21 protein-coding genes are annotated in these 19,906 nt (G+C 70.3%); 13 read left to right on the top strand and 8 right to left on the bottom strand.

Annotation, left to right across the window (positions count from 1 at the left end):
- Position 1: 1 nt before the first annotated feature.
- Positions 2 to 1,459 (top strand): sensor histidine kinase, encoded by a 1,458-nt coding sequence (locus tag OG917_RS16025; protein WP_328321933.1) that lies wholly within the window; start codon positions 2 to 4, stop codon positions 1,457 to 1,459.
- 109 nt (positions 1,460 to 1,568) lie between these two features.
- Here OG917_RS16025 and OG917_RS16030 read toward each other — a convergent pair whose 3' ends face one another.
- Both OG917_RS16030 and OG917_RS16035 read right to left on the bottom strand, forming a co-directional pair.
- A complete protein-coding gene (locus tag OG917_RS16030) occupies positions 1,569 to 2,885 on the bottom strand; it encodes an LmeA family phospholipid-binding protein (protein ID WP_328318282.1) in 1,317 nt (438 codons plus the stop codon).
- Positions 2,886 to 3,047: 162 nt separating this feature from the next.
- Positions 3,048 to 3,401 (bottom strand): PRC-barrel domain-containing protein, encoded by a 354-nt coding sequence (locus OG917_RS16035; protein ID WP_328318283.1) that lies wholly within the window; start codon positions 3,399 to 3,401, stop codon positions 3,048 to 3,050.
- A 268-nt stretch (positions 3,402 to 3,669) separates the two neighbouring features.
- On the opposite strand from OG917_RS16035, the gene OG917_RS16040 reads away from it, so the two are divergent.
- Complete coding sequence (locus OG917_RS16040; RefSeq protein ID WP_328318284.1) at positions 3,670 to 3,846, top strand: CsbD family protein; 177 nt, start codon at positions 3,670 to 3,672, stop codon at positions 3,844 to 3,846.
- Positions 3,847 to 3,992: 146 nt separating this feature from the next.
- Positions 3,993 to 4,250 carry a DUF5133 domain-containing protein gene (locus OG917_RS16045; RefSeq protein ID WP_328318285.1) on the top strand — a complete coding sequence of 86 codons (258 nt, stop codon included), beginning with the start codon at positions 3,993 to 3,995 and terminating at the stop codon, positions 4,248 to 4,250.
- Between the two features lie 116 nt (positions 4,251 to 4,366).
- On the opposite strand, the gene OG917_RS16050 is transcribed toward OG917_RS16045, so the two are convergent.
- Both OG917_RS16050 and OG917_RS16055 read right to left on the bottom strand, forming a co-directional pair.
- Positions 4,367 to 4,789 (bottom strand): DUF4190 domain-containing protein, encoded by a 423-nt coding sequence (locus OG917_RS16050; RefSeq protein ID WP_328318286.1) that lies wholly within the window; start codon positions 4,787 to 4,789, stop codon positions 4,367 to 4,369.
- Positions 4,790 to 4,953: 164 nt separating this feature from the next.
- Positions 4,954 to 5,706, bottom strand: coding sequence for a hypothetical protein (locus OG917_RS16055; RefSeq protein ID WP_328318287.1), 753 nt, complete (start codon positions 5,704 to 5,706; stop codon positions 4,954 to 4,956).
- A 104-nt stretch (positions 5,707 to 5,810) separates the two neighbouring features.
- Here OG917_RS16055 and OG917_RS16060 point away from each other — a divergent pair, with 104 nt between their 5' ends.
- Positions 5,811 to 6,185, top strand: coding sequence for a hypothetical protein (locus tag OG917_RS16060; protein WP_328318288.1), 375 nt, complete (start codon positions 5,811 to 5,813; stop codon positions 6,183 to 6,185).
- A 720-nt stretch (positions 6,186 to 6,905) separates the two neighbouring features.
- Here the strand turns inward: OG917_RS16060 and OG917_RS16065 are convergent.
- Together OG917_RS16065 and OG917_RS16070 are read right to left on the bottom strand one after the other, a co-directional pair.
- Entirely contained in the window at positions 6,906 to 7,100 is a 195-nt protein-coding gene (locus OG917_RS16065) for a DUF397 domain-containing protein (protein WP_328318289.1), read from the bottom strand.
- A gap of 13 nt (positions 7,101 to 7,113) precedes the next feature.
- Positions 7,114 to 7,965, bottom strand: coding sequence for a helix-turn-helix transcriptional regulator (locus tag OG917_RS16070; RefSeq protein ID WP_328321935.1), 852 nt, complete (start codon positions 7,963 to 7,965; stop codon positions 7,114 to 7,116).
- A 251-nt stretch (positions 7,966 to 8,216) separates the two neighbouring features.
- Here OG917_RS16070 and OG917_RS16075 point away from each other — a divergent pair, with 251 nt between their 5' ends.
- Both OG917_RS16075 and OG917_RS16080 read left to right on the top strand, forming a co-directional pair.
- On the top strand, positions 8,217 to 8,687 hold the full coding sequence (locus OG917_RS16075) for an ATP-binding protein (protein WP_328318290.1): 471 nt from the start codon (positions 8,217 to 8,219) through the stop codon (positions 8,685 to 8,687).
- A gap of 196 nt (positions 8,688 to 8,883) precedes the next feature.
- Positions 8,884 to 9,354, top strand: a complete 471-nt coding sequence (locus tag OG917_RS16080) for a hypothetical protein (protein ID WP_328318291.1) — start codon at positions 8,884 to 8,886, stop codon at positions 9,352 to 9,354.
- 226 nt (positions 9,355 to 9,580) lie between these two features.
- Here OG917_RS16080 and OG917_RS16085 read toward each other — a convergent pair whose 3' ends face one another.
- Positions 9,581 to 11,500 (bottom strand): bifunctional metallophosphatase/5'-nucleotidase, encoded by a 1,920-nt coding sequence (locus tag OG917_RS16085; RefSeq protein WP_328318293.1) that lies wholly within the window; start codon positions 11,498 to 11,500, stop codon positions 9,581 to 9,583.
- A gap of 292 nt (positions 11,501 to 11,792) precedes the next feature.
- Here OG917_RS16085 and mshD point away from each other — a divergent pair, with 292 nt between their 5' ends.
- The 4 genes from mshD to OG917_RS16105 all read left to right on the top strand — a co-directional run bounded on the left by mshD (position 11,793) and on the right by OG917_RS16105 (position 15,106).
- Complete coding sequence (gene mshD, locus OG917_RS16090) at positions 11,793 to 12,740, top strand: mycothiol synthase (protein ID WP_328318294.1); 948 nt, start codon at positions 11,793 to 11,795, stop codon at positions 12,738 to 12,740.
- Between the two features lie 130 nt (positions 12,741 to 12,870).
- Complete coding sequence (locus OG917_RS16095) at positions 12,871 to 13,278, top strand: GntR family transcriptional regulator (RefSeq protein ID WP_328318295.1); 408 nt, start codon at positions 12,871 to 12,873, stop codon at positions 13,276 to 13,278.
- The gene (locus OG917_RS16100) at positions 13,275 to 14,168 is read left to right on the top strand and encodes an ABC transporter ATP-binding protein (protein WP_328318296.1); all 894 of its coding nucleotides are present in this window, start codon (positions 13,275 to 13,277) and stop codon (positions 14,166 to 14,168) included. Before OG917_RS16095 ends, OG917_RS16100 begins: the two co-directional genes overlap by 4 nt.
- The gene (locus OG917_RS16105) at positions 14,165 to 15,106 is read left to right on the top strand and encodes a hypothetical protein (RefSeq protein WP_328318297.1); all 942 of its coding nucleotides are present in this window, start codon (positions 14,165 to 14,167) and stop codon (positions 15,104 to 15,106) included. Before OG917_RS16100 ends, OG917_RS16105 begins: the two co-directional genes overlap by 4 nt.
- Positions 15,107 to 15,137: 31 nt before the next feature.
- Here the strand turns inward: OG917_RS16105 and OG917_RS16110 are convergent, their stop codons facing one another.
- Positions 15,138 to 15,701, bottom strand: a complete 564-nt coding sequence (locus tag OG917_RS16110; RefSeq protein WP_328318298.1) for a dihydrofolate reductase family protein — start codon at positions 15,699 to 15,701, stop codon at positions 15,138 to 15,140.
- Positions 15,702 to 15,934: 233 nt separating this feature from the next.
- Here OG917_RS16110 and OG917_RS16115 point away from each other — a divergent pair, with 233 nt between their 5' ends.
- Genes OG917_RS16115 through OG917_RS16125 form a run of 3 tightly spaced genes read left to right on the top strand, consistent with a single transcriptional unit; the run spans position 15,935 to position 19,598 of the window.
- On the top strand, positions 15,935 to 18,160 hold the full coding sequence (locus OG917_RS16115; protein WP_328318299.1) for an RNA degradosome polyphosphate kinase: 2,226 nt from the start codon (positions 15,935 to 15,937) through the stop codon (positions 18,158 to 18,160).
- 20 nt (positions 18,161 to 18,180) lie between these two features.
- Positions 18,181 to 19,146, top strand: a complete 966-nt coding sequence (locus tag OG917_RS16120) for a CHAD domain-containing protein (RefSeq protein WP_328318300.1) — start codon at positions 18,181 to 18,183, stop codon at positions 19,144 to 19,146.
- Complete coding sequence (locus tag OG917_RS16125) at positions 19,143 to 19,598, top strand: NUDIX hydrolase (RefSeq protein WP_328318301.1); 456 nt, start codon at positions 19,143 to 19,145, stop codon at positions 19,596 to 19,598. Before OG917_RS16120 ends, OG917_RS16125 begins: the two co-directional genes overlap by 4 nt.
- The last annotated feature ends 308 nt before the right edge of the window (positions 19,599 to 19,906 follow it).

Below are 19,906 nucleotides of genomic sequence, written 5' to 3' on the forward strand. Positions count from 1 at the left end.
GCTGCCCCAGCCCGTGCGCTGGTTCCGGCGTCTTCCGCTGCGCTCCCGGCTCGCGATGCTGACGGCGGCGGCCGTGGCGTTCGCGGTGGCCGTGGTCTCGGTCATCTGCTGGTTCCTGGTGCAGGGGAAGCTGTACGACGAGATCGATTCGAAGCTCGGCGGTCAGATCTACACCCAGCCCGTCAACCCCACCACACTGCGCAACAACCTGAACGACTGCCGCGCGCCGGAGCTTCCCGGCAACTTCGGCGAGCAGACGTCCCCGTACTACGCACAGCTCGTCCAGTCGGACGGCGCCACCTGCGTACGCAGCGGCACGGGCACCATCACGGTCACCGCCGCCGACCGGTCCCTGGCGAAGTCCAGGACCGGGAAGTTCGCCGAGTACCGGGACGGCACGGACGCCCGGGGGCGCGCCGTACGGGTCGTCACGGCGCACGTGCTCCTGGAGCCGGGCAACCCCTACCCGGACATCGTGCAGATGGTGGCCTATCCGCTGGCGGACACCCGGAAGACCCTCAACGAACTGGCGCTGCTCCTGCTGGGGGTGTCGGGCGCCGGGGTCGTCGGCGCGGGCGCGGCGGGCCTGTGGATCGCACGGGCCGGCCTCAGGCCCGTCGACGATCTCACCGAGGCCGTCGAGCACGTGGCCCGTACGGAGGACCTCACCGTCCGCATCCCCGTCGAGGGCGAGGACGAGATCGCCCGGCTCTCCCGGTCCTTCAACTCGATGACCGCGGCGCTCGGCGACTCACGCGACCGCCAGGCGCAGCTGATCGCGGACGCCGGGCACGAGCTGCGCACCCCGCTCACCTCACTGCGCACCAACGTCGAACTGCTCGCCCGCAGCGAGGAGACGGGCCGCCCCATCCCGCCCGACGACCGCAAGGCGCTGATGGCGTCGGTCAAGGCGCAGATGACCGAACTGGCCGCGCTCATCGGCGACCTCCAGGAGCTGTCCCGCCACGAGGCCACCCACGCCCCGGGGACGCTGAACGTCGTCGCGCTGCACGACATCGCGCAGTCGGCGCTGGACCGGGCCCGGCTGCGCGGCCCCGAACTGACCTTCACCGCCGATCTCCGGCCCTGGTACGTACGGGCGGAACCGGCCTCGCTGGAGCGGGCGGTGGTCAACGTCCTGGACAACGCGGTGAAGTTCAGCCCGCCCGGCGGCGCCATCGATGTCGTCCTGCACCAGGGGCGGCTGACCGTACGGGACCACGGACCCGGCATCCCCGCCGACGACCTGCCGTATGTCTTCGAGCGGTTCTGGCGGTCCCCGTCGGCCCGGTCCCTGCCGGGCTCGGGGCTCGGCCTCTCCATCGTGGCCCGTACCGTCCAGCAGTCCGGCGGCGACATCGCGCTCAACCCGGCGCCGGGCGGCGGCACCGAGGCACTCATCCGGATCCCGGGCGCCGCGGAACCGCCACCGGACTCGCCGCCCGTACAGGGGGCGTGAACCGCGGGTCCCATCCGGCGGGTGCCCCGCGGCGGGGTCCCGGCCGCCGCACCCACGCGGCCGGTCCCCGCCGAAGGGCCCCGTACCGCGCTGCGGCCGGGGCCCGCTCTCAGCCCTGCTTGCCCAGGTGCAGCCCTGAGCCCGCGAGATCGGCCCTGATCCCCTTCTTCTCCACCACCACATGGCGCAGCCGGATGTCGCCGGGCGCCTTGGGCAGCTTGAAGGAGAGCGAGAACTGGCTGGAGAGCTGCGGCGGGCGCAGGCTCATCACCGCGGAGATCAGCTTGGGGTCGATACCGGCCTTCTGCAGCAGCCAGGGGTGGGCGACGATCTCGTCGACCAGATTGACCTGCATCAGCTGGTGGGCGAAGCGCGGTGTGCCGGCCAGCCGGTGCAGTTCGTCGTCACTGTGCAGCGCCTGCTGCACGCGCTTCTGCGGTACGCCGATCCTGTCGACCACCGACGGCACGGAGAGCAGCGCCCTGATGTGGTTCTTCTCGCGGGCGATCCGGGCCGCCGCCTCGGGGGCGAGCCGCAGCCCGGAGTGCGCGCGGTCACGGCCCGGCGTGTACGTCGCGATACCGGGCACGTCGACCTGCATGTGATCGACGGTGGTGGAGACGGCCTGGCCGCCGTCGCGCCTGACGTGCGCCTGGGCCCGGACCCGTACCTCCGTGCCGGCCACCGGAAGAGCGCCGCGGACGTTGATCGAGTCGTGGCCCTCGTCGGTGAACTTGACCTGTGAGGCGCCGAGCTCGCGGTTCATGTCCGCGAAGGAGAGGAAGACGTCGCCGTCCATCGAACCGACCACGGCCCCCTTGATGGAGCTGGGGAGGTCACCGTTGATCCGGATGTCCTTGGCGCTGGCGCGCACCTCCGCGAGCGAGACCCGGTCGGCTGCGACGTCGGGGACGGACACGTCGACCCGGTCGAGGTGCTTGTCGAGCACCTGGGTGAGGAAGGGGAAGCCGTGGATGTCGACCTCCGGCCTGGTCACCAGGTGCAGCGACTGCTGGAGCTTCTCGGCGGCCTTGTTCTGCGCGTACAGCTCGGCGAAGCGGTCGGCGAGGAAGAGGAAGCCGGTGCACACCAGGGCGGCGACAGCGACCTTCACCACGGTGGACACGGCGGCGAGGCGGCCCCTGCCGCGGTGGTTGGGCGGCGTCCAGCTGTCGTCGGCGGGGTCGTCGCCGGACCGGACGCCTGCGTCGTGGTCGGGCTTCAGTCCCAGGCCGAGGGGGTCGTGCTCGTCGTAGCCGCGCTCGTCGTCACCGAGGCCGCCGTAGCCGCGCTGGTCGTAAGCGCGCTGGTCGTAGCCGCGGCCGTCATGGCCGTACGGCTCGAAGCCGGGCTCGGGGTCGCTGAGTTGTGCCAGTTCGTCGTAGGGATTGGGCGGATGCGAGGGTATGCGTGTGGGGGGTCGCATCGGCTCATCCCACCATGCGTGCGCCCCCCGAGCGCAAGTCGTACCCGGGGTAGCCCCTGGTTTCGAGGCATTTGTCGGCGGCGTTCCGGCGCGCTCCGACAGAAAGCGGGGCCGTCCGGAAGGTGTCCGGACGGCCCCGCTCCGTGGCGTCGTGCGATGGCCTCAGGGCCGGCGGTGACTCTGGTAGTAGCCACCGACCTGCTCGTGATAGCCCGCGTCGCCGACATGCTTGTCCTTGTCGAACTCGGGTGAGTTCTTGATCTGGTCCTTGGTCAGGTCGACGGAGATCTTCCGCTCGGTGTCGTCGATCGTCCGGACCGTACCGGCCGGCAGCAGCACGTGCTTGCCGAAGATCCATACGCCGGTGTCGACCACGAGGTAGGCGGAGTTGACATCGTCCGAGTGCTTGTCGACCTTGCCGATACTGCCGTCGGTCGCCTCGACCTTGTACCCGGTCAGGTCCGTTCCCGCCGTGCGGCCCGTGGTCGGCTGGTAGCCCCAGATGCTGTCAGTCATATATACGACTCCCTCATTGTCCTGCGATCCCCGGCCGACACGACCGGGGGAGAAATAACGGTGCCACCCGCATTCGGGTGACGCGCTCTCGGAACATCGAGTGCCCCGGTGTTCCGGCCCCACACATTTCATGTGCTGCGAAAAACCAGGGAGAAAACCGGGTCAGCCGGCTCTGCGGCTCCGTGAATTCCTCGCAGGTTTACCGGGGAAATTCACGGAAAGGCGTTGTACTGACACTGTTTCCCACCAGGCGAGGACGTGAGCGGCTGTGACTGCCAACGAGAAGGCTCAGGCCAAGGGCGAGCAGGCCAAGGGCAAGATCAAGAAGGTCGCCGGTGACGCCGTGGGCAACGAGTCGCTTCAGGCCGAGGGCCGCGCCGAGGAGACCAAGGGCGACGCGCGCAAGGCCAAGGAAGCCATCAAGGATGTGTTCAAGGAGAAGTAGGCGTACGCGGTACCCGATCCCGGCGGCCCTGTGGGCTGCCGGGATCACTGCTGTCCGGGCCGAGAGGAAGAGCACACCCGCCCGCACGCATACGGAACGGGATCATGGGCAATCGGTGAGTAACCACCCGAGAAGGGCTTCTCTCCATGTTGACCCCTGATCCTCAGGTCCTGCGGACACTCCTGGCCCGCTACGCGACAGCACGTATCGCTCTGCTCGAACAGGACACCCCGGACGGACGGCGGGCGCTGGAGGACGTCACCTACACCCTGTGTGTGGCGACCTCCACCCGCACCATCAAGGACGCCATCCTGGCCGCGGACACCGCCCTGGGCGTATCCCGGCCCGCCGGCGCCGCAGCAGGCACTACTCCGTCGTCGCGCGGCCGGTCACTCACGGCCTGACCGGCGCCCGGACGCCCCCGGCGCCCGGCAGCAGACCTCCCGGCGGGGGCCGCAGCGGAACGCGGCCCCCGCCGGGCGTGCGCGGGGCCGCTCCCGGCCGCCGCACACCACTCGGCTCAGTTGCCGCTCCGGTCCTTGAAGTCGTGGGCACACGTGTCCTTTTCGGACTGTGAGTTCGCGTGCTTCACGCAGTCCGAGTAGTTCTTGAACGAATCGGAGTTCAGGAGCGAGACTCCGGCGACCAGAATGACCGCGCTGCCGATGATCCCCAGCGCCGAGAGCACTGTTCCGACGATCGCCATCGTCCGCTTGGGCGCTCTTCCGGCGCGCGCCTTGCGTATTCCGAGAATTCCCAGCACCAGACCGACGAGACCGAGCAGAATGCCTCCGACCACGGTCCAGAAGAAGACAGCGGCCAGAATCCCGAGTACCAGTGCGGCGACGGCGACGCCGTTGCTCTCCTGTCCGGAACTCCAGCCCTGCTGGTACTGCTGATCCTGCTGCCGGTCGTGCGAGGGATAGCTGTCCGCCGATGCCATGTGAGGTCCTCCGGTCCGTGAACGGAAAGTCGTGCAGGGGACCGCCGTCAAGCGGTCTGTCAGGGGGCGGTCTGTCAGGAGGCGGCCTGCCAGGAAGCGGTCCGCCGGGAGGCGGGTTCAGGATCGTGCCCGGGCGGCACGGTCAGAACGCGACCAGGACGCCCTCAGGACGCGCTCGCCGTGAGCTTCTTGGGATCGACGACCTCACCGGCGGGCGGCGGTGTGGCCTTCACCTGCTTGTCGTAGTCGGAGAAGACGACGCTGGACGGAGTACTGCCACCGCTCTGGACCGCCTTGAGGATGTACGGCTTGCCGTGCGTGGCGACGTACAGCGTGTTCGTCTCGCCGTTACCCGTCTTGTTCCTCAGCACGGCAGCGTCCTGGCCGCCGACCTTGACGGTGCCCCGGCGGGTCATGTTCTTCCGCTCGGACTTGTCCTGGTCCATGCCTGCCATGAACGCCTGCTTGTTGCAGATGCTCTGCACACTGCTGTCCTGGGCGGGCACCTTCACCCAGTGCCCCTGGAAGGCGCGGGCGGTCTTGCCCGCGTCGGCGCCCGGCTGGGCCTTCGCCGCGGACTTCCAGTAGGCGGCGTTGCCCTTGAGATAGATGGCCTTGCCCGCCTGGACGATGTCGGCGCGGGCGTCCTTCGCGGTCAGCCGCCCCGTACACGCGCCGCTCCCGTCCACGGCGAAGTCGAGGTCGGTCGCCTTCCCCTGACCGGACATGCGCCCGCGCACCCGCAGCGAATCGGCCGACTTCGTCGCCGCGACCCCCTTCTCTGCGATCCGGTCCGCGCTCATCCCCTTGAACGCGTCGGACGACGAGGAACCTCCGCCGCCCGAACAGGCCGCCAGGCCTGCCGCGGTGAGCGTGCACAACGCGACGACCGTCATGGTTCTGGGTGCAACTGACATGGCGTACCCCCTTGTCCTGCGGCAGCGGTGCCGCGACCCCGGTGCCCGGGCGATCGATGGCCCCTCACGTACCCCGGATCTCCACGTATGCGCCTGCCGGAGGGGTGCGGTCTGCGGATGGCCGGATCGGTACGGCAGGGAGCACGGCCGCACGGCTCGTCGCCGCCGGTCAGCCGGCGGTCGACGCCGCGAAGAAGAATCCCTCCACGCCGCAGAACAGGCAGCTGATCTCCACAGCGGAGAGCTACGTCCCGATGCACAAGGCGTACGACCGGGCCTCCTGGCCCGACAGCCTCCCGGCGGTGGTCATCGTCTCCGAGAAGACTCCGTTCGACGGATCGCCCGAGGATGCTCGGCGCCCGAGGATGCTCGGCGCCGGCGGACGCTGCCGCGACGTTCGCCCGGCAGGGACCGGACCCTCGTCACCGCGCAGGGCAGTTCCCACGACATCCCGGAGGACCGCCCTGCCCCGGCGCTGAAGGAGATCGAGAAGATGGTGGCCGAGCAGGGCCAGGACAGGGCCGGACGTCCTGGCCGTGACGTCCGCACAGGACCGGGAACAAGGCGCCGCGCTCGACGGTGAATTCCAGGTAGGGACGCACGGACCACTCGATCCACCTGCCGCGATGACTCAGCGAGATCCCGCACGGCTCACCCCGGTGCAGTGCGCCCATCGCGCCCACGCAGCCGCCGCCGTCGACCCAGCTCAGGGCCCGGTGGCGCTCGACGGGCGGCAGCGCTTGCGCCAACTCGCGTACCTCGGAGCGGATACGGCGGATCGCCTCGGCCGGTGCGGCGGCGGCGTACCGGGCCACGTCCGCCACGTCATCGGCGTCCATCGTGCGGTACGTGATCCGCTCGCACCAGAAGGCTCGGGCGGGGTGCGGGACACACATGAGGCGGCCTCCTGACGCAGCGTCGGAACCACCCCCACCTGCGGCCGGCGTGACGAGCTGCGGGCGGGGGTGGCTCCTGTTACCCCCCAACCGGCGCAGATAGCGAGGGGGTTGCGTCGCCGGAGGAGCAGCCTTGCCGACGGCCACAACATCCGGCGATGCGGCACGAAGCTAGCGTTATATGGGATCTCGTATCAAGTGTTTGAACTCTAACGAGTGAGACCCCACGCCGATCTCACAACGAAACGGGCGGCATCCCCACCTGCGCCGGTGGAGTGCCGCCCGATCGGGGACGTGACAAGTTCAGGCCAAGTCGTCGAATTCGCCTTCCTTCGCGCCCCCCAGGAAAGCGCGGAGCTTGCTGCGGGACGTGCGGATGACCACGTCGGGGTTGTCGCTCTCCCGAAGAAGGATCTCGCCTCCCTGCACGGCGAGTTCCAAGCAGTTATCCCCGTCGGCATCGGCCGACTTGGATGACTTACGCCACTGAATATCCATACTTCTCACGCCTTCATGCTTGTCGTGCGATTTCGCTGATGAAGTCCCTCGAACTCTGCGGATCGAGCGAACGTCCCTCGGTCCGGTCAAGGACGGCTCGAAAGTTCAGGAGACGCGTCTCGGCATCCACGAATCCTGAACCGGTCGGGGTGTCCGTCTGCACAGTGTCGAGCTGCGGAACAGGGCCGTACACATAGTGCGTCGAACTACCGGAGTTCGGGAAGCCACCCGCCGCGAACGGGATCACCCGCACGGTGACGTTGTCCCGCTCGGACTCCTTCAAGAGGTGGTCGAGCTGCCTGATGGCCACCTTGCGTCCGCCGTACTGCATCCGCAGAGCCGCTTCGTGGATCAGAAAGGTGCAGGTGGGCGGGGGCTGCCGATCGAGAACATCTCGGCGCCTCAGCCGGTGCGACAGCCGACGTCGAAGGTTCGCCGGGGTTGGCGAAGGCAGGGCCTCCGCGTACACGGCCCGCGCGTAGTCCTCGGTCTGGAGCAACCCAGGCATGTGCATGATCTGGACGGCCCGGAACCCGACGGCATGGTGTTCGAGCTCTGCCAGATCCAGTGCGCCGGCCGAGAGTTCACCCCGGTAGTCCTCCCACCACCCCTTGGTTCGCTCCTCCGCCATGTCGGCCAGCGCGTCGACATAGAGCTGATCCGGACACGCGTAACAGTCGGCCCAGGTGCGCACCCGCGCTTCACTCACACCGAACCGCCCCGATTCGGTGTTGCTGATAGTGGTGCGGTCCGTACCGAGCACAGAAGCAGCCTCGGCGGGCGCAAGGCCGGCATGCTCCCTCATCTTCCGCAGCTCCGCTCCCAATCGGCGCTGTCGCGCCGTCGGCGGCTTCCTCGGTGGCATCGGCCCCTCCCTCTGTCGGGTCCAGTGTGACCCGCATCCCTCGAAGGGGTCCACTTCCAGCAAATATTATTGGTATCGATACAACAGTTGATACCCAGGCGCTAACGTCGTCACCGCACCGCACACCGCTCGGACGGGTCCGAAGTGCAGCTCCTTCAGCGCGCCTTGACACCCGCGCGCCGGGAGGCGGCCATTGCCACGGACAACGAGCGGCGCATCCGTTCCGGATCACCTCACACAGGGAGAAGACCGTGACCCCCACCGCGCCACGCCCCCCACAGGGCGGCGAGCTCTACCGCGCCACCCTGCCGAACACCGCCAACGCCTCCCGCATCGCCAGGGAGTTCGTCACGTCCCTGCTCACCACGGGCGGCCATCGGGGCCTCGCCGACGACGCGCGGCTCTGCGTCGCCGAGGTGGTGACCAACGCCCACCGCCACACCCGCACGCCCCTGATCCAGCTCTGCGCGACCGTGAACCGCAAGCAGGTCACGGTCGCCGTGACGGACAACGCGCCCTGGTTCCTGCCCGTACTCACCCCGGCAGCTCCCGGCGGCGAACAGGAGAGCGGGCGCGGGCTGTTACTGCTCGACCGGCTCACGCAAGGCTGGGGCTGGACCCTCCTCGGCGGCTGTACGCCCGACCGCAAAGCGGTCTGGTTCACGCTCGGCCGGGCCGGGACCGGCGGAGCATCCGCCCCGGTGCCCGGGTACGCGCCGTAACCGCTGCCCGGCGGGCCCGCCACGGTGACACACACGTCCGGCCCCCTCCCGCACCCGCCGCCCGGGCGGACAATCCCACCGCCATCGCTCGTTGGGGTCAAAGCACGGAGGAACCTCTGGACAGAACACTCACGCTGTGTCCCTATTGATTACGGAGGGTTACTGCACGGTGGCCCCCGCCAACCAAGGAGCAACCGTGACGTTCCGTAGTTCAGCATGTCTCGCGGCCGTGTCGGCGGTGCTGGTCCTCGGCGCAGGAAGTGCCTTCGCGTCCCCGGCCCTCACCACGGGCCACGCCGGGACCGCCAAGGTCGGCGCCGCCCGCCCCACGAGCGACCACATCATCCGACCGCGCGCCACGCTGTGCAAGAACCAGGCCTGGACGTCGGGCAACGGCAGGACGAGCCTGCGCATGCAGGAAGACGGCAACTTCGTTCTCTACAAGGACGGACATGCCGCGTGGCAGGCGCCCCACACCTGGTCGCACGGAAACTGCGCGGTCTTCCAGGAGGACGGGAACTTCGTCGTCTACAACAGCGCCAACGAGCCCGTATGGGCATCCGGTACCTGGCACAAGGGTGCTTACCTCGCCATCCAGGACGACGGCAATGCCGTCATCTACAACAACTCGGGCCACCCGGTCTGGGCTACCAACACGGGTGACTGACCGCGCAGTTCCCGACTCAGGATCCACAAGCTGAACCGGGGGCGGCGATCCGTCCGGGCCCGTCGGTCCCGTCGCCCCGCCTTGCGTACACCACCCCGCTCTGCGTACACCCCCCGTCCTGCCACTCCCCCGCCCGCGCCCTGCCCTCAGCCCTCCGCCACGGACAGCGGCCCCCCGGCCGCCGGAGCGAGCGAGGGGCCGCAGACCAACCTCCGTAGGGGGTGCGCTACTTGATGACCGTGATCCGGTCGGCCTTCGGCGGGGCGATCGGCGCGGACGCCGAGGAGTTCGCCGCCAGGTAGGTGTTGAACACATCCAGATCGGATGCACCGACCAGCTTGTTCGCGCCCTGGCCCAGGGCGGCGAAGCCGTCGCCGCCACCCGCGAGGAACTCGTTCATCGCCACCCGGTAGGTCGCGGCCGGGTCGATCGCGGTGCCGTCCAGCCTGACGGTGTCCGTGACCACACGGGCCGCGCCCGACTTCGTCAGGTCGAGCGTGTAGGTCAGGCCCTTCGATACCTGGAGGATCTTCGGGGACGCCTCATTGGCCCCGCTGACCTGCTGCTGGAGCGCGGCGACGACCTGAGCGCCGGTCAGGTCGACCACGTTCATCATGTTGGTGAACGGCTGCACGGTGAACGCCTCGCCGTACGTCACCACCCCGTCGCCCTCACTGCCGCTCGCCTTGTACACCAGGTCGGACCTGATGCCGCCCGGGTTCATGAGGGCCAGCTGGGCACCGCCCTTGTCCGCCGGGGACAGCCCGGCGAGCTGTGCGTCGGCGATCAGGTCGCCGAGCGCCGTCTCAGGGGAGGTGTCACCGCGTCCGTTGATGTCGGCGGAGATGAAGCCCTGCGGTTTTCCGGCGATGGGGGCGGCCAGCGCGTTCCAGCGAGTGATCAGCGCGGTGATGTCCTGCGCCTTGGGCTGCTCCCGGCTGACGATGTGGTTGACGGGCCGCGCCACCGTACCGGCTGTGCCGTGGCCCCCCTCGGCGCCGTCCGCCCGGACCGCCGTCCGCACGATGTCCTTCGTCCTGAGGTCGTACGTGAGGGTGCTGTCCGTGTACAGCCGCCCGAAGGACGCGGCGGACGTCACCATGCGCGGGTTGCCCGCCGGGTCCGGGATGTCGCACACGTACGACTGGTGCGTGTGGCCGGTGACCAGCGCGTCCACCTTCGGCGATATGCCCTTGGCGATGTCGACGATGGGGCCGGAGATGCCGTCGCCCGCGCCCGGTGAATCGCAGTCGTAGTTGTACGACGTGCTTGCGGGCATTCCGCCCTCGTGGATCAGCGCCACGATCGACTTGACGCCCTGGCGGTCGAGTTCCTTGGCGTACTTGTTGACCGTCTCGATCTCGTCGTGGAACTTGAGGCCCTTGACGCCGTTCGCGGTGACGATGTTGGGCGTGCCCTCCAGCGTCACCCCGATGAAGCCGATCTTGACGCCGTTCTTCTTCCAGACCGTGTACGGCTTGAGGATCGGCTTGCCGGTCTTCTCACTCGTCACATTGGCGGCCAGGTAGGGGAAGTTCGCGCCCTTGAACTTCTTGCCCTTCTCGAAGCAGCCCTCGGTCGGGTGGCAGCCGCCGTTCTGCATCCGGGCCAGCTCGGTCGCACCCTCGTCGAACTCATGGTTGCCGACGGAGGTGACATCGAGCTTGATGTCGTTGAGCGCCTCGATGGTCGGCTCGTCGTGGAAGAGCCCCGACAGCATCGGGCTGGCACCGATCATGTCGCCGCCCGCCGCGGTGACCGAGTACGGGTGCCCCTTGCGGGCCGCCCGCAGCGAACTCGCCAGATACTCCGCGCCACCGGCCGGGACGGACTTCACCGTGCCGTCGGGCTGCGTCTCGGCGACGGTGCCCGACGAACCGGCCGGCGGCTCCAGGTTCCCGTGCAGGTCGTTGAAGGACAGCATCTGCACATCGACGGTCGGGTCGGGCCTGGGGTGGTGCCCCCCGTGCTGCCCGTGGCTCCCGTGCCCACGACCGCCGTGGCCGTCGCCGCCGTGACCCTGCGCCTGGGCCGGCATCGCGGCGACCAGCGCCCCGGCCGTCGCGAGCCCGGCAGCGGCCGCGAGGATCCGCCGGACCGCGCGGTCGCCCGGCCGGCCGAGGATTCTGTGAGGTTTGGCTGACATTCGTCCCCTTGTGAGTTCTGTGTGAAGGCTGAGGGGTGACGCTCGGCAGCCTAGAGTCAACGCGCGTAGCGCGACAGGGGGATGGGGTTACGAGGTGGTTTCTGTCAGGGGGCGGGAGGCCGCCGCCTGGCTTGGAACGACAGCGGCACGAACGTGCGCGGCGTGCCGCCTCCGCATCGCCCCCGGACCGCCCCTTGACCCCTCCGGTGCCGGAGGCGACCGGCGACGATACTCACCGGCTCGGCTTCGCCGTACTCACCGGGCGCCCGGTGACCCCCGTACGCTCGTCCGCATGACGAATGCGCCTGTTGCCCCCGGATCCGGCCGGCAGATCCAGACTCTCGACACGCTCACCGCCGAACAGGAGCACGCCGTACGCGCGCTGCTCGCCGAGGCCGCGCAGACCGACGGACAGCAGGCCGTCTCCGAACAGGGACGGCTTCAGCTGCGCGGAGAGCGGCGCGAGGGTGTTCAGCACTTCCTGATCAGCGTCGGCTCCACGCTCACCGGGTACGCGCAGCTGGAGGCGGTCGACCCCGTCGAGGCGCCCGCAGCCGAGCTGGTCGTCCACCCCTCGCACCGGGGGCAGGGCCACGGCCGGGCGCTCGGTTCCGCACTGCTGGCCGCATCCGGGCGGCGGCTGCGCGTCTGGGCACACGGCGGACACGCGGCGGCCCGCCACCTCGCCCAGGTCCTCGGGCTCGCCATGTTCCGTGAACTGCGCCAGCTGCGGCGCCCGCTGGCTCCGCTGGACATCCCCGAGCCGGTGTACCCCGAGGGCGTCACCGTACGGGCCTTCGTGCCCGGCCAGGACGATGCGGCCTGGCTCGCAGTGAACGCCGCCGCCTTCGCCCACCACCCCGAGCAGGGGTCGATGACCCAGCGCGACCTGGACGACCGGAAGGCGGAGGCCTGGTTCGACCCGAAGGGGTTCTTCCTCGCGGTCCGGGACGCGGGGACGGACAGCGGGCCGGAGGGGGAGATCGTCGGGTTCCACTGGACGAAGGTGCACGCCGACGAGCAGCTGGGCGAGGTGTACGTCGTCGGTATCCGCCCGGATGCCCAGGGCGGCGGCCTCGGCAAGGCGCTGACCGCCACCGGGCTGCGCCACCTCGCGGCCGAGGGGCTGCCCACGGCGATGCTGTACGTGGACGCCGACAACACGGCCGCCGTCACCGTCTACGAGCGGCTGGGCTTCACCACGCACGAGGTGGACCTGATGTATCGCTCGGAGTCCTGACCAGGCGAAACAGCAGTACCACCACGCCCTTCCCGGCTCGCCGGGGAGGGCTTTCCCCTGTCGTGAGTTGACAGCGGCCCGGCTCTTACATCACCCTTTCACTACTTGATTAGTGAAAGGGGGGTGCAAGGTGATCGAGTTCCGCATCGACCGGCGCAGCGGCGTCTCGACGTACCTCCAGATCGTCCAGCAGACCAAACAGGCCCTGCGCCTGGGCCTGTTGCACCCCGGCGACCAGCTGCCCACCGCACGCGCGGTCGTCGAGTCCACCGCCATCAACCCCAACACAGTTCTGAAGGCCTACCGCGAACTGGAACGCGAAGGCCTCGTCGAGGCCCGGCGCGGCATGGGCACCTTCATCCGCAAGTCCCTCGGGCGGACCCCGCCCGCGGACTCGGCGCTGCGGGCCGAGCTGACCGAGTGGGCCGCTCGCGCCCGTACGGCCGGCCTCGACAAGGACGACGCGGCAGCACTCTGCTCCTCCGTACTCGACGACTGCTTCAGGGACGACCGCCCCAAGGGAGAGACCCGCCCATGACCGACACCGCCATCGAGGCCTCCGGGCTCGGCAAGACATACGGGAAGCGGCGCGGCCGGGCGCTGCGGGGCTGTACGTTCCGCCTGCCCGCCGGACGGATCTGCGCCCTCGTGGGACCCAACGGCGCCGGCAAGTCCACGCTGCTCGCCCACGCCGCTGGGCTGCTGCGGCCCACCGAAGGCAGCATCGAGGTGCTCGGGACGACCCCGGCCGCCGCCCGTGAGCGGATCGCCTACGTCGCCCAGAGCAAGCCGCTGATCAGCCAGTTGACCGTCGCCGAGACGCTGCGGATGGGGTACGAGCTCAACACGGGCCGCTGGGACGCGGCGACCGCCGATCGGATCGTGGCCGAGGGGAAGCTGGCGGGGGACGCCGTCGTCCGTTCGCTCTCCGGCGGCCAGCGCACCCGCGTCGCCCTCGCGCTCGCCCTCGGCAAACGGCCCGAACTGATGCTGCTCGACGAGCCGATGGCCGATCTCGACCCACTCGCCCGGCACGAGCTGATGGGCACCCTGATGTCCGAGGCCGCCCAGCACGGCACGACCATCGTGATGTCCTCGCACGTCCTGTCCGAACTGGAAGGCTCCTGCGACTACTTGCTGCTCGTCGACGGTGGCCGGGTCCGGCTGGGCGGCGAGACCGACGACCTGCTGTCCGTCCACGCACTGGTGACCGGGCCGGTGGCCGGCCTCGACCCGCACACCGTGATCGAATCGCGCACCACAGGACGCCAGATGACCGCACTGATCCGCCGGGACGGGCCCATCACGGGCGACTGGCAGACCGCGGAGCCCTCCCTGGAGGAGATGCTCCTCGCCCATCTGCGGTCCCCCGACGCGCCCGCCCTGCTGACACCGAGTGCCGCACACCGTACGGAGTCCCTGTCATGAGCACCTTGAACCACAGCACAGTCGGCACACCGGCGGCGCGCCCCAGCGCCCTCCCCGGCACCCGGCGGCTCAGCGGCCCGTACTGGGTCGCCGCGCGGATGCACCGCAACACCCTTCAGGGCGCCGCGGGGCTCCTCGCACTGGCCCTGGTCCTGCTGATCGCGATCCGGATCTGGGGCGGGGGGATCGCGGGACACTACTGGACGGACGCCCGGCTGGTGGAGCACGCCGCAGCGGTCATCCAGCTGCTGCCCTACCTCATCGCCGCCTTCGTGGCCGGGCCGGTCGTCGGCCGGGAACTGGAGTCCGGCAGCCACCAGCTGCTGCGGACCCAGTCCGTCTCCCCGGTCCGCTGGTTCGCAGTGAAGCTCGCGGTGCCGACCGCTCTGGCCGCCGCCGGCTCGGTCGTCCTGAGCGGTGTCTACCGCTGGGTCTGGACCGTCCGCCCCCACGAGGACCCCGAGCTGCACTGGTACGCCGGCGGCGTCTACAACACGATCGGCCCCATCGGTATCGCCACCGCGCTCCTCGCGGTCCCGCTCGGCGCCCTGACCGGCCTGCTGCTCCGCCGTACGGTGGCCGCCATGATGGTGGGCGTGGTCGCCACTGCTGTCGTGTCCAGTGTGGTCGAGTCCCTGAGCACCCGCCTCTGGCCCGTCCGCACCGTCTACACCGGCCTCGCCGAGGGGTACCCGGCGGCGGACGGCCTGTTCGTCGGCGAGGGCGCCGTCACGACCAGCGGCGCCCATGTGGCCGACCCGATCTGCGTGGACGACAGGAAGTGCCAGGCTGCCCACCACCTGGTGGGGTACTACCGCTCCTCCCACCCGGTGTCCGACTTCTGGCCGCTGCAGCTCGTCGAGACCGGCATCCTGCTGGCCCTGGCAGCGGTGCTGACCCTGGTGGTGTTCCGCCTCGTGAAGCGGATGGCCGGCTGAGCGCCTGCCGGGCCCTCCTGCCCGGGCCTCCTCAGGCAGGTACGTAGCGCTGGAGCATGATCCCGCTGCGGAAGACCTTCGACTCCAGGAGCCGCAGCCGCGGGATCTCGTACCCCTCGGGGAAGAGCCGGCGGCCGCGGCCCTGGACCACGGGGTAGACGAAGAAGCGGTACTCGTCCACCAGCCCGGCCGCGATCAGCGTGTGCGCCAGGGTGATGCTGCCGGTGAGCACGATGTCCTTGCCGCCCTCCCGGGCCTTGAGCGCGGCCACCTCCTCGACCGGATCGCCGCCCAGCACCGTCGAGTTCTCCCACTGCGGGTCCGTGAGCGAGCCGGACACGACGTACTTCCGCACCCGGTTCAGATACGCGGTGATGCCGGTGGTGTCGCCGGTCTGCAGCGGCCAGTAGCCACGGAAGTCCTCGAAGGTCCGCCGGCCCACGAGCAGGGCGTCCGCCCGGCTGTCCTGCCGGAGGCTCTCCTCCATGACATCGCTCATGCCGGCGGTGCCCTGGCCCTGCGGATCGAACCAGTCCGTGATCATCTCGACCGCGCCGTCCACGGTGACGTTCTGGGTGACTGCGAGTGTGCGCATACCGGTCCTCCTGTACAGCCGATGCTCCCGCGCCTGCGGGCAGCGCGCCTCTCACGTCCTGACCGTGCCGGACGGCGGGACTCATCGGTGGCCCGGATGTTTCCCGCGCTCTCCTGTGGCGCGCTTCCCGGACGTCATGTCCTCGTTACCCGTCATTCAGACGCGCTTGCCACCCTCACGGAATGCAACCCGTCACCGCGCCCGCCGACCCTCCCGCGCGGAACAATGGGCATATGAGCCAGCAGCCCAGTGCAGAGGTCCCGGCCCAGCACCTCCAGCCGTCCGTCGGTTCCATAGCAGCGCACCGTCCGCACACCGTCGCGGCAGCCGTTCCGGACCTGGATCCGGGCATCGACACGGACGTCGACGCGTACGAGGAGGACGGTGCCGGGGGCGAGCTGCCCTCGGGCCGCTTCCTCGACCGGGAGCAGAGCTGGCTCGCCTTCAACGAACGGGTCCTCGAACTGGCCGAGGATCCGGCGACCCCCCTCCTCGAACGGGCTAATTTTCTCGCCATCTTCGCGAGCAACCTCGACGAGTTCTTCATGGTCCGGGTGGCCGGCCTCAAACGCCGTATAGCGACCGGAGTCGCCACCCGCTCGGCCTCCGGCTTCCAGCCCCGTGAGGTGCTGGAGCAGATCTGGACCAGATCGCGCGAGCTCATGGCCCGGCACGCCGCCTGCTACCAGCAGGACGTCTCCCCCGCACTGGCCGACGAGAACATCCACCTGATCCGCTGGGACGAGTTGACCGACAAGGAGAAGGCCAGGCTCTTCACCTTCTTCCGGCAGCGGATCTTCCCCGTGCTGACCCCGCTGGCCGTCGACCCCGCGCACCCCTTCCCGTACATCTCGGGGCTCTCCCTCAACCTCGCCGTGGTCGTCCGCAACCCGGTCAGCGGCCACCGCCACTTCGCCCGGGTCAAGGTGCCACCGCTGCTCACCCGCTTCCTGGAGGCCTCGCCCCAGCGGTACGTGCCCGTCGAGGACATCATCGCCGCGCACCTGGAGGAGCTCTTCCCGGGGATGGAGGTGCTGGCGCACCACATGTTCCGGGTCACCAGGAACGAGGACCTGGAGGTCGAGGAGGACGACGCCGAGAACCTCCTCAAGGCTCTGGAGAAGGAGCTGATGCGGCGCCGCTTCGGGCCGCCCGTCCGGCTGGAGGTGGAGGAGTCCATCGACCCGTACATCCTCGACCTGCTGGTCCGCGAGCTGAAGGTCTCCGACGCCGAGGTCTACCCGCTGCCCGGCCCGCTCGACCTCACCGGCCTGTTCGGCGTCGCCTCGCTGGAGCGTCCCGAGCTGAAGTACCCGCCGTTCATCGCGGGCACCCACCGCGATCTCGCCGAGGTCGAATCGGCGTCGGCCCCCGACATCTTCGCGGCCCTCCGCGAACGGGACGTGCTGCTGCACCACCCGTACGACTCGTTCTCCACCTCCGTCCAGGCGTTCCTGGAACAGGCGGCGGGCGACCCCGACGTACTCGCCATCAAGCAGACGCTCTACCGGACGTCCGGCGACTCACCGATAGTGGACGCCCTGATCGACGCGGCCGAATCCGGCAAACAGGTGCTCGTCCTGGTCGAGATCAAGGCCCGCTTCGACGAGCAGGCGAACATCAAGTGGGCCAGGAAGCTGGAGGAGGCGGGCTGCCACGTCGTCTACGGCCTGGTGGGGCTGAAGACGCACTGCAAGCTCTCGCTCGTCGTGCGGCAGGAGGGCGACACCCTGCGCCGCTACTCCCACGTCGGCACCGGCAACTACCACCCGAAGACCGCGAGGCTCTACGAGGACCTCGGGCTGCTCACCGCCGACCCGCAGGTCGGCGCGGACCTCTCCGACCTTTTCAACCGGCTCTCCGGCTACTCGCGGCGCGAGACCTACCGGCGGCTGCTCGTCGCCCCCAAGTCCCTGCGCGACGGCCTGATCGCGCGGATCGACAAAGAGGTCACGCACCAGCGCGCCGGGCGCCCCTCCTACGTCCGCATCAAGGTCAACTCCATGGTCGACGAAGCGGTCATCGACGCCTGCTACCGGGCCGCCAGGGCCGGGGTGGCCGTCGACGTCTGGGTACGCGGCATCTGCGCGATACGCCCGGGCGTCACCGGCCTCTCCGAGAACGTCCGGGTGAGGTCGGTCCTCGGGCGCTTCCTGGAGCACTCCCGGGTCTTCGCCTTCGGCAACGGCGGCGAGCCCGAAGTGTGGCTGGGCAGCGCCGACATGATGCACCGCAACCTCGACCGCAGGATCGAAGCGCTGGTCCGCGTCACCGACCCGGCCCACCGCGCCGCGCTCAGCCGGCTCCTGGAGACCGGCATGTCCGACACCACGTCCTCCTGGCACCTGGGCGCCGACGGCAACTGGACGCGTCACGCGACCGACACCGACGGCCGGCCGCTGCGCCATGTGCAGGAGATGCTGATAGACGCCAGGAGGCGCCGCCGTGCGACCCCTTGATGCTCCCCGGAGGCGCAGTCGTGCCACGTCCTGACCCGACGGCGACCGCGGGCGAGCTGCTCGCCCGCTATCTGCACGACCAGGCCGCGGGATTCCTCCGCAGCCTGCGCACGTACTCGGAAGGAGACGAGGACGCCGCCCGCGTCCTGCGCAGATCCGCCCGCCGCATCAGCGGCACCCTGCACACCTTCCGCGGTCACCTCGACGCGGCCTGGGCCGATCAGCTGCGCGCCGAACTGGCCTGGCTCTCGGGCACACTGGCCCGCGAACACGCCTATGCGGCGCGGCTGGCGCGGCTGCTCGAAGCGCTCGGCAGGCTCTCGGACGGACCTGCCTCGCTGCCCGCCCCGCGCGACGGCGCCGCCCCGCATCCCACGCTCCCCGTGGGCGCCGCGCGCGCCGGCGCGCTCCTGGAGCGGCAGCTCACCCTGGCCAGGACCCGCGCCCACTCGGCCGCGCTCCAGGCGCTGGGCTCCTCCCGCTTCCACGCGGTGGCGGACGCGGTCGCCCTGCTGGCGTCGGAGGTGCCCTTCGCCCCCGCGGCCACCACGTACGCCACCGAGACCCTGCCACCGGCGGCCGAGACGGCGGGCCGCAGACTCGGGGAGGCGGTGGCCGCGCTGCCGCTGCACCGGGCCGCGCACCCGTACAACGCGGAGGGGCTGAGCGACGCCCAGGACGCTCCCTGGCACCAGGTCAGGCTGCTGCTGCGGCTGCACCGCTACGCGCAGGAAGCCCTGCACGCCCATCTGGACGACCGGCCCGGCCCCGACCTGCGCCTCTACGGCGCGGGCCAGGCGCTCGACCAGCACCGCGAGGCGGCCGAGGCCGCGGGGGCGGCCGCATCGGCGGCCCGTACACCCCGGATCGCCCCCGCGACGGCGTACGCCCTGGGGGTGCTCCACGCCGACCAGCGCCACGAGGTCGAGGCCGCCCGCTACACCTTCCAGCAGACCTGGCAGCGCACGGCGGTGAACGCCCCATGACCCCCGGCGGCACGAACGGCACAGCCGGCACGAACGGCACGGTACGGGCGGCGGGGTGCGTGCTGTGGCGCCGCACGCCGGGCGGCGGCCTGGAGATCTGCCTCGTGCACCGGCCGAAGTACGACGACTGGTCGCACCCGAAGGGAAAGCTGAAACGCGGCGAGGACACCCTGGCCGCCGCCCTGCGCGAGGTCCGCGAGGAGACCGGCCACACCTGTGCCCCCGGCGCGCGCCTGCCCACCCTGCGGTACGCGGCGAACGGCCGCCCCAAGGAGGTCAGCTACTGGGCCGCCGAGGCGAAAAGTGGCGCGTTCACGCCCAACAGCGAGGTGGACCGGGTCTGCTGGCTCGCTCCGGCGGGCGCCCGCGCCCGCCTCACCCAGCCGCGCGACCGGGAACTGGTCGACGCGCTGCACGCCGCTCTCGGCACGGCCCGGCAGGAGTCCCCGTGACGGCCGGTGCCCCGGTCCCGGGCCGTCCGGAAGCAGGTGCGACGCGGGGCGCCCGGTGAACGGCCGCACAGCCCGCACATGCTCGCGATCGAGTGTGGCGATCCCGTCCGTGCGGTGAACGGCGGCCGGCGCGACGTTCATGCGCCGGTCCGACCGGTGCGACCGGTCCGACCGGTCCGACCGGTCCGACCGGTCCGACCGGTGCGCGGACAGCGGTGCGCGACCTGGAGCGCGGTACCCGGACGGGCCCCGGTCCCCGGGACGGCACAGCCGCGTACGGCACTCCGGCCGCTGATATGTGCGCGTGC

Source organism: Streptomyces sp. NBC_00388 (assembly GCF_036061255.1).
GTDB lineage: Bacteria > Actinomycetota > Actinomycetes > Streptomycetales > Streptomycetaceae > Streptomyces.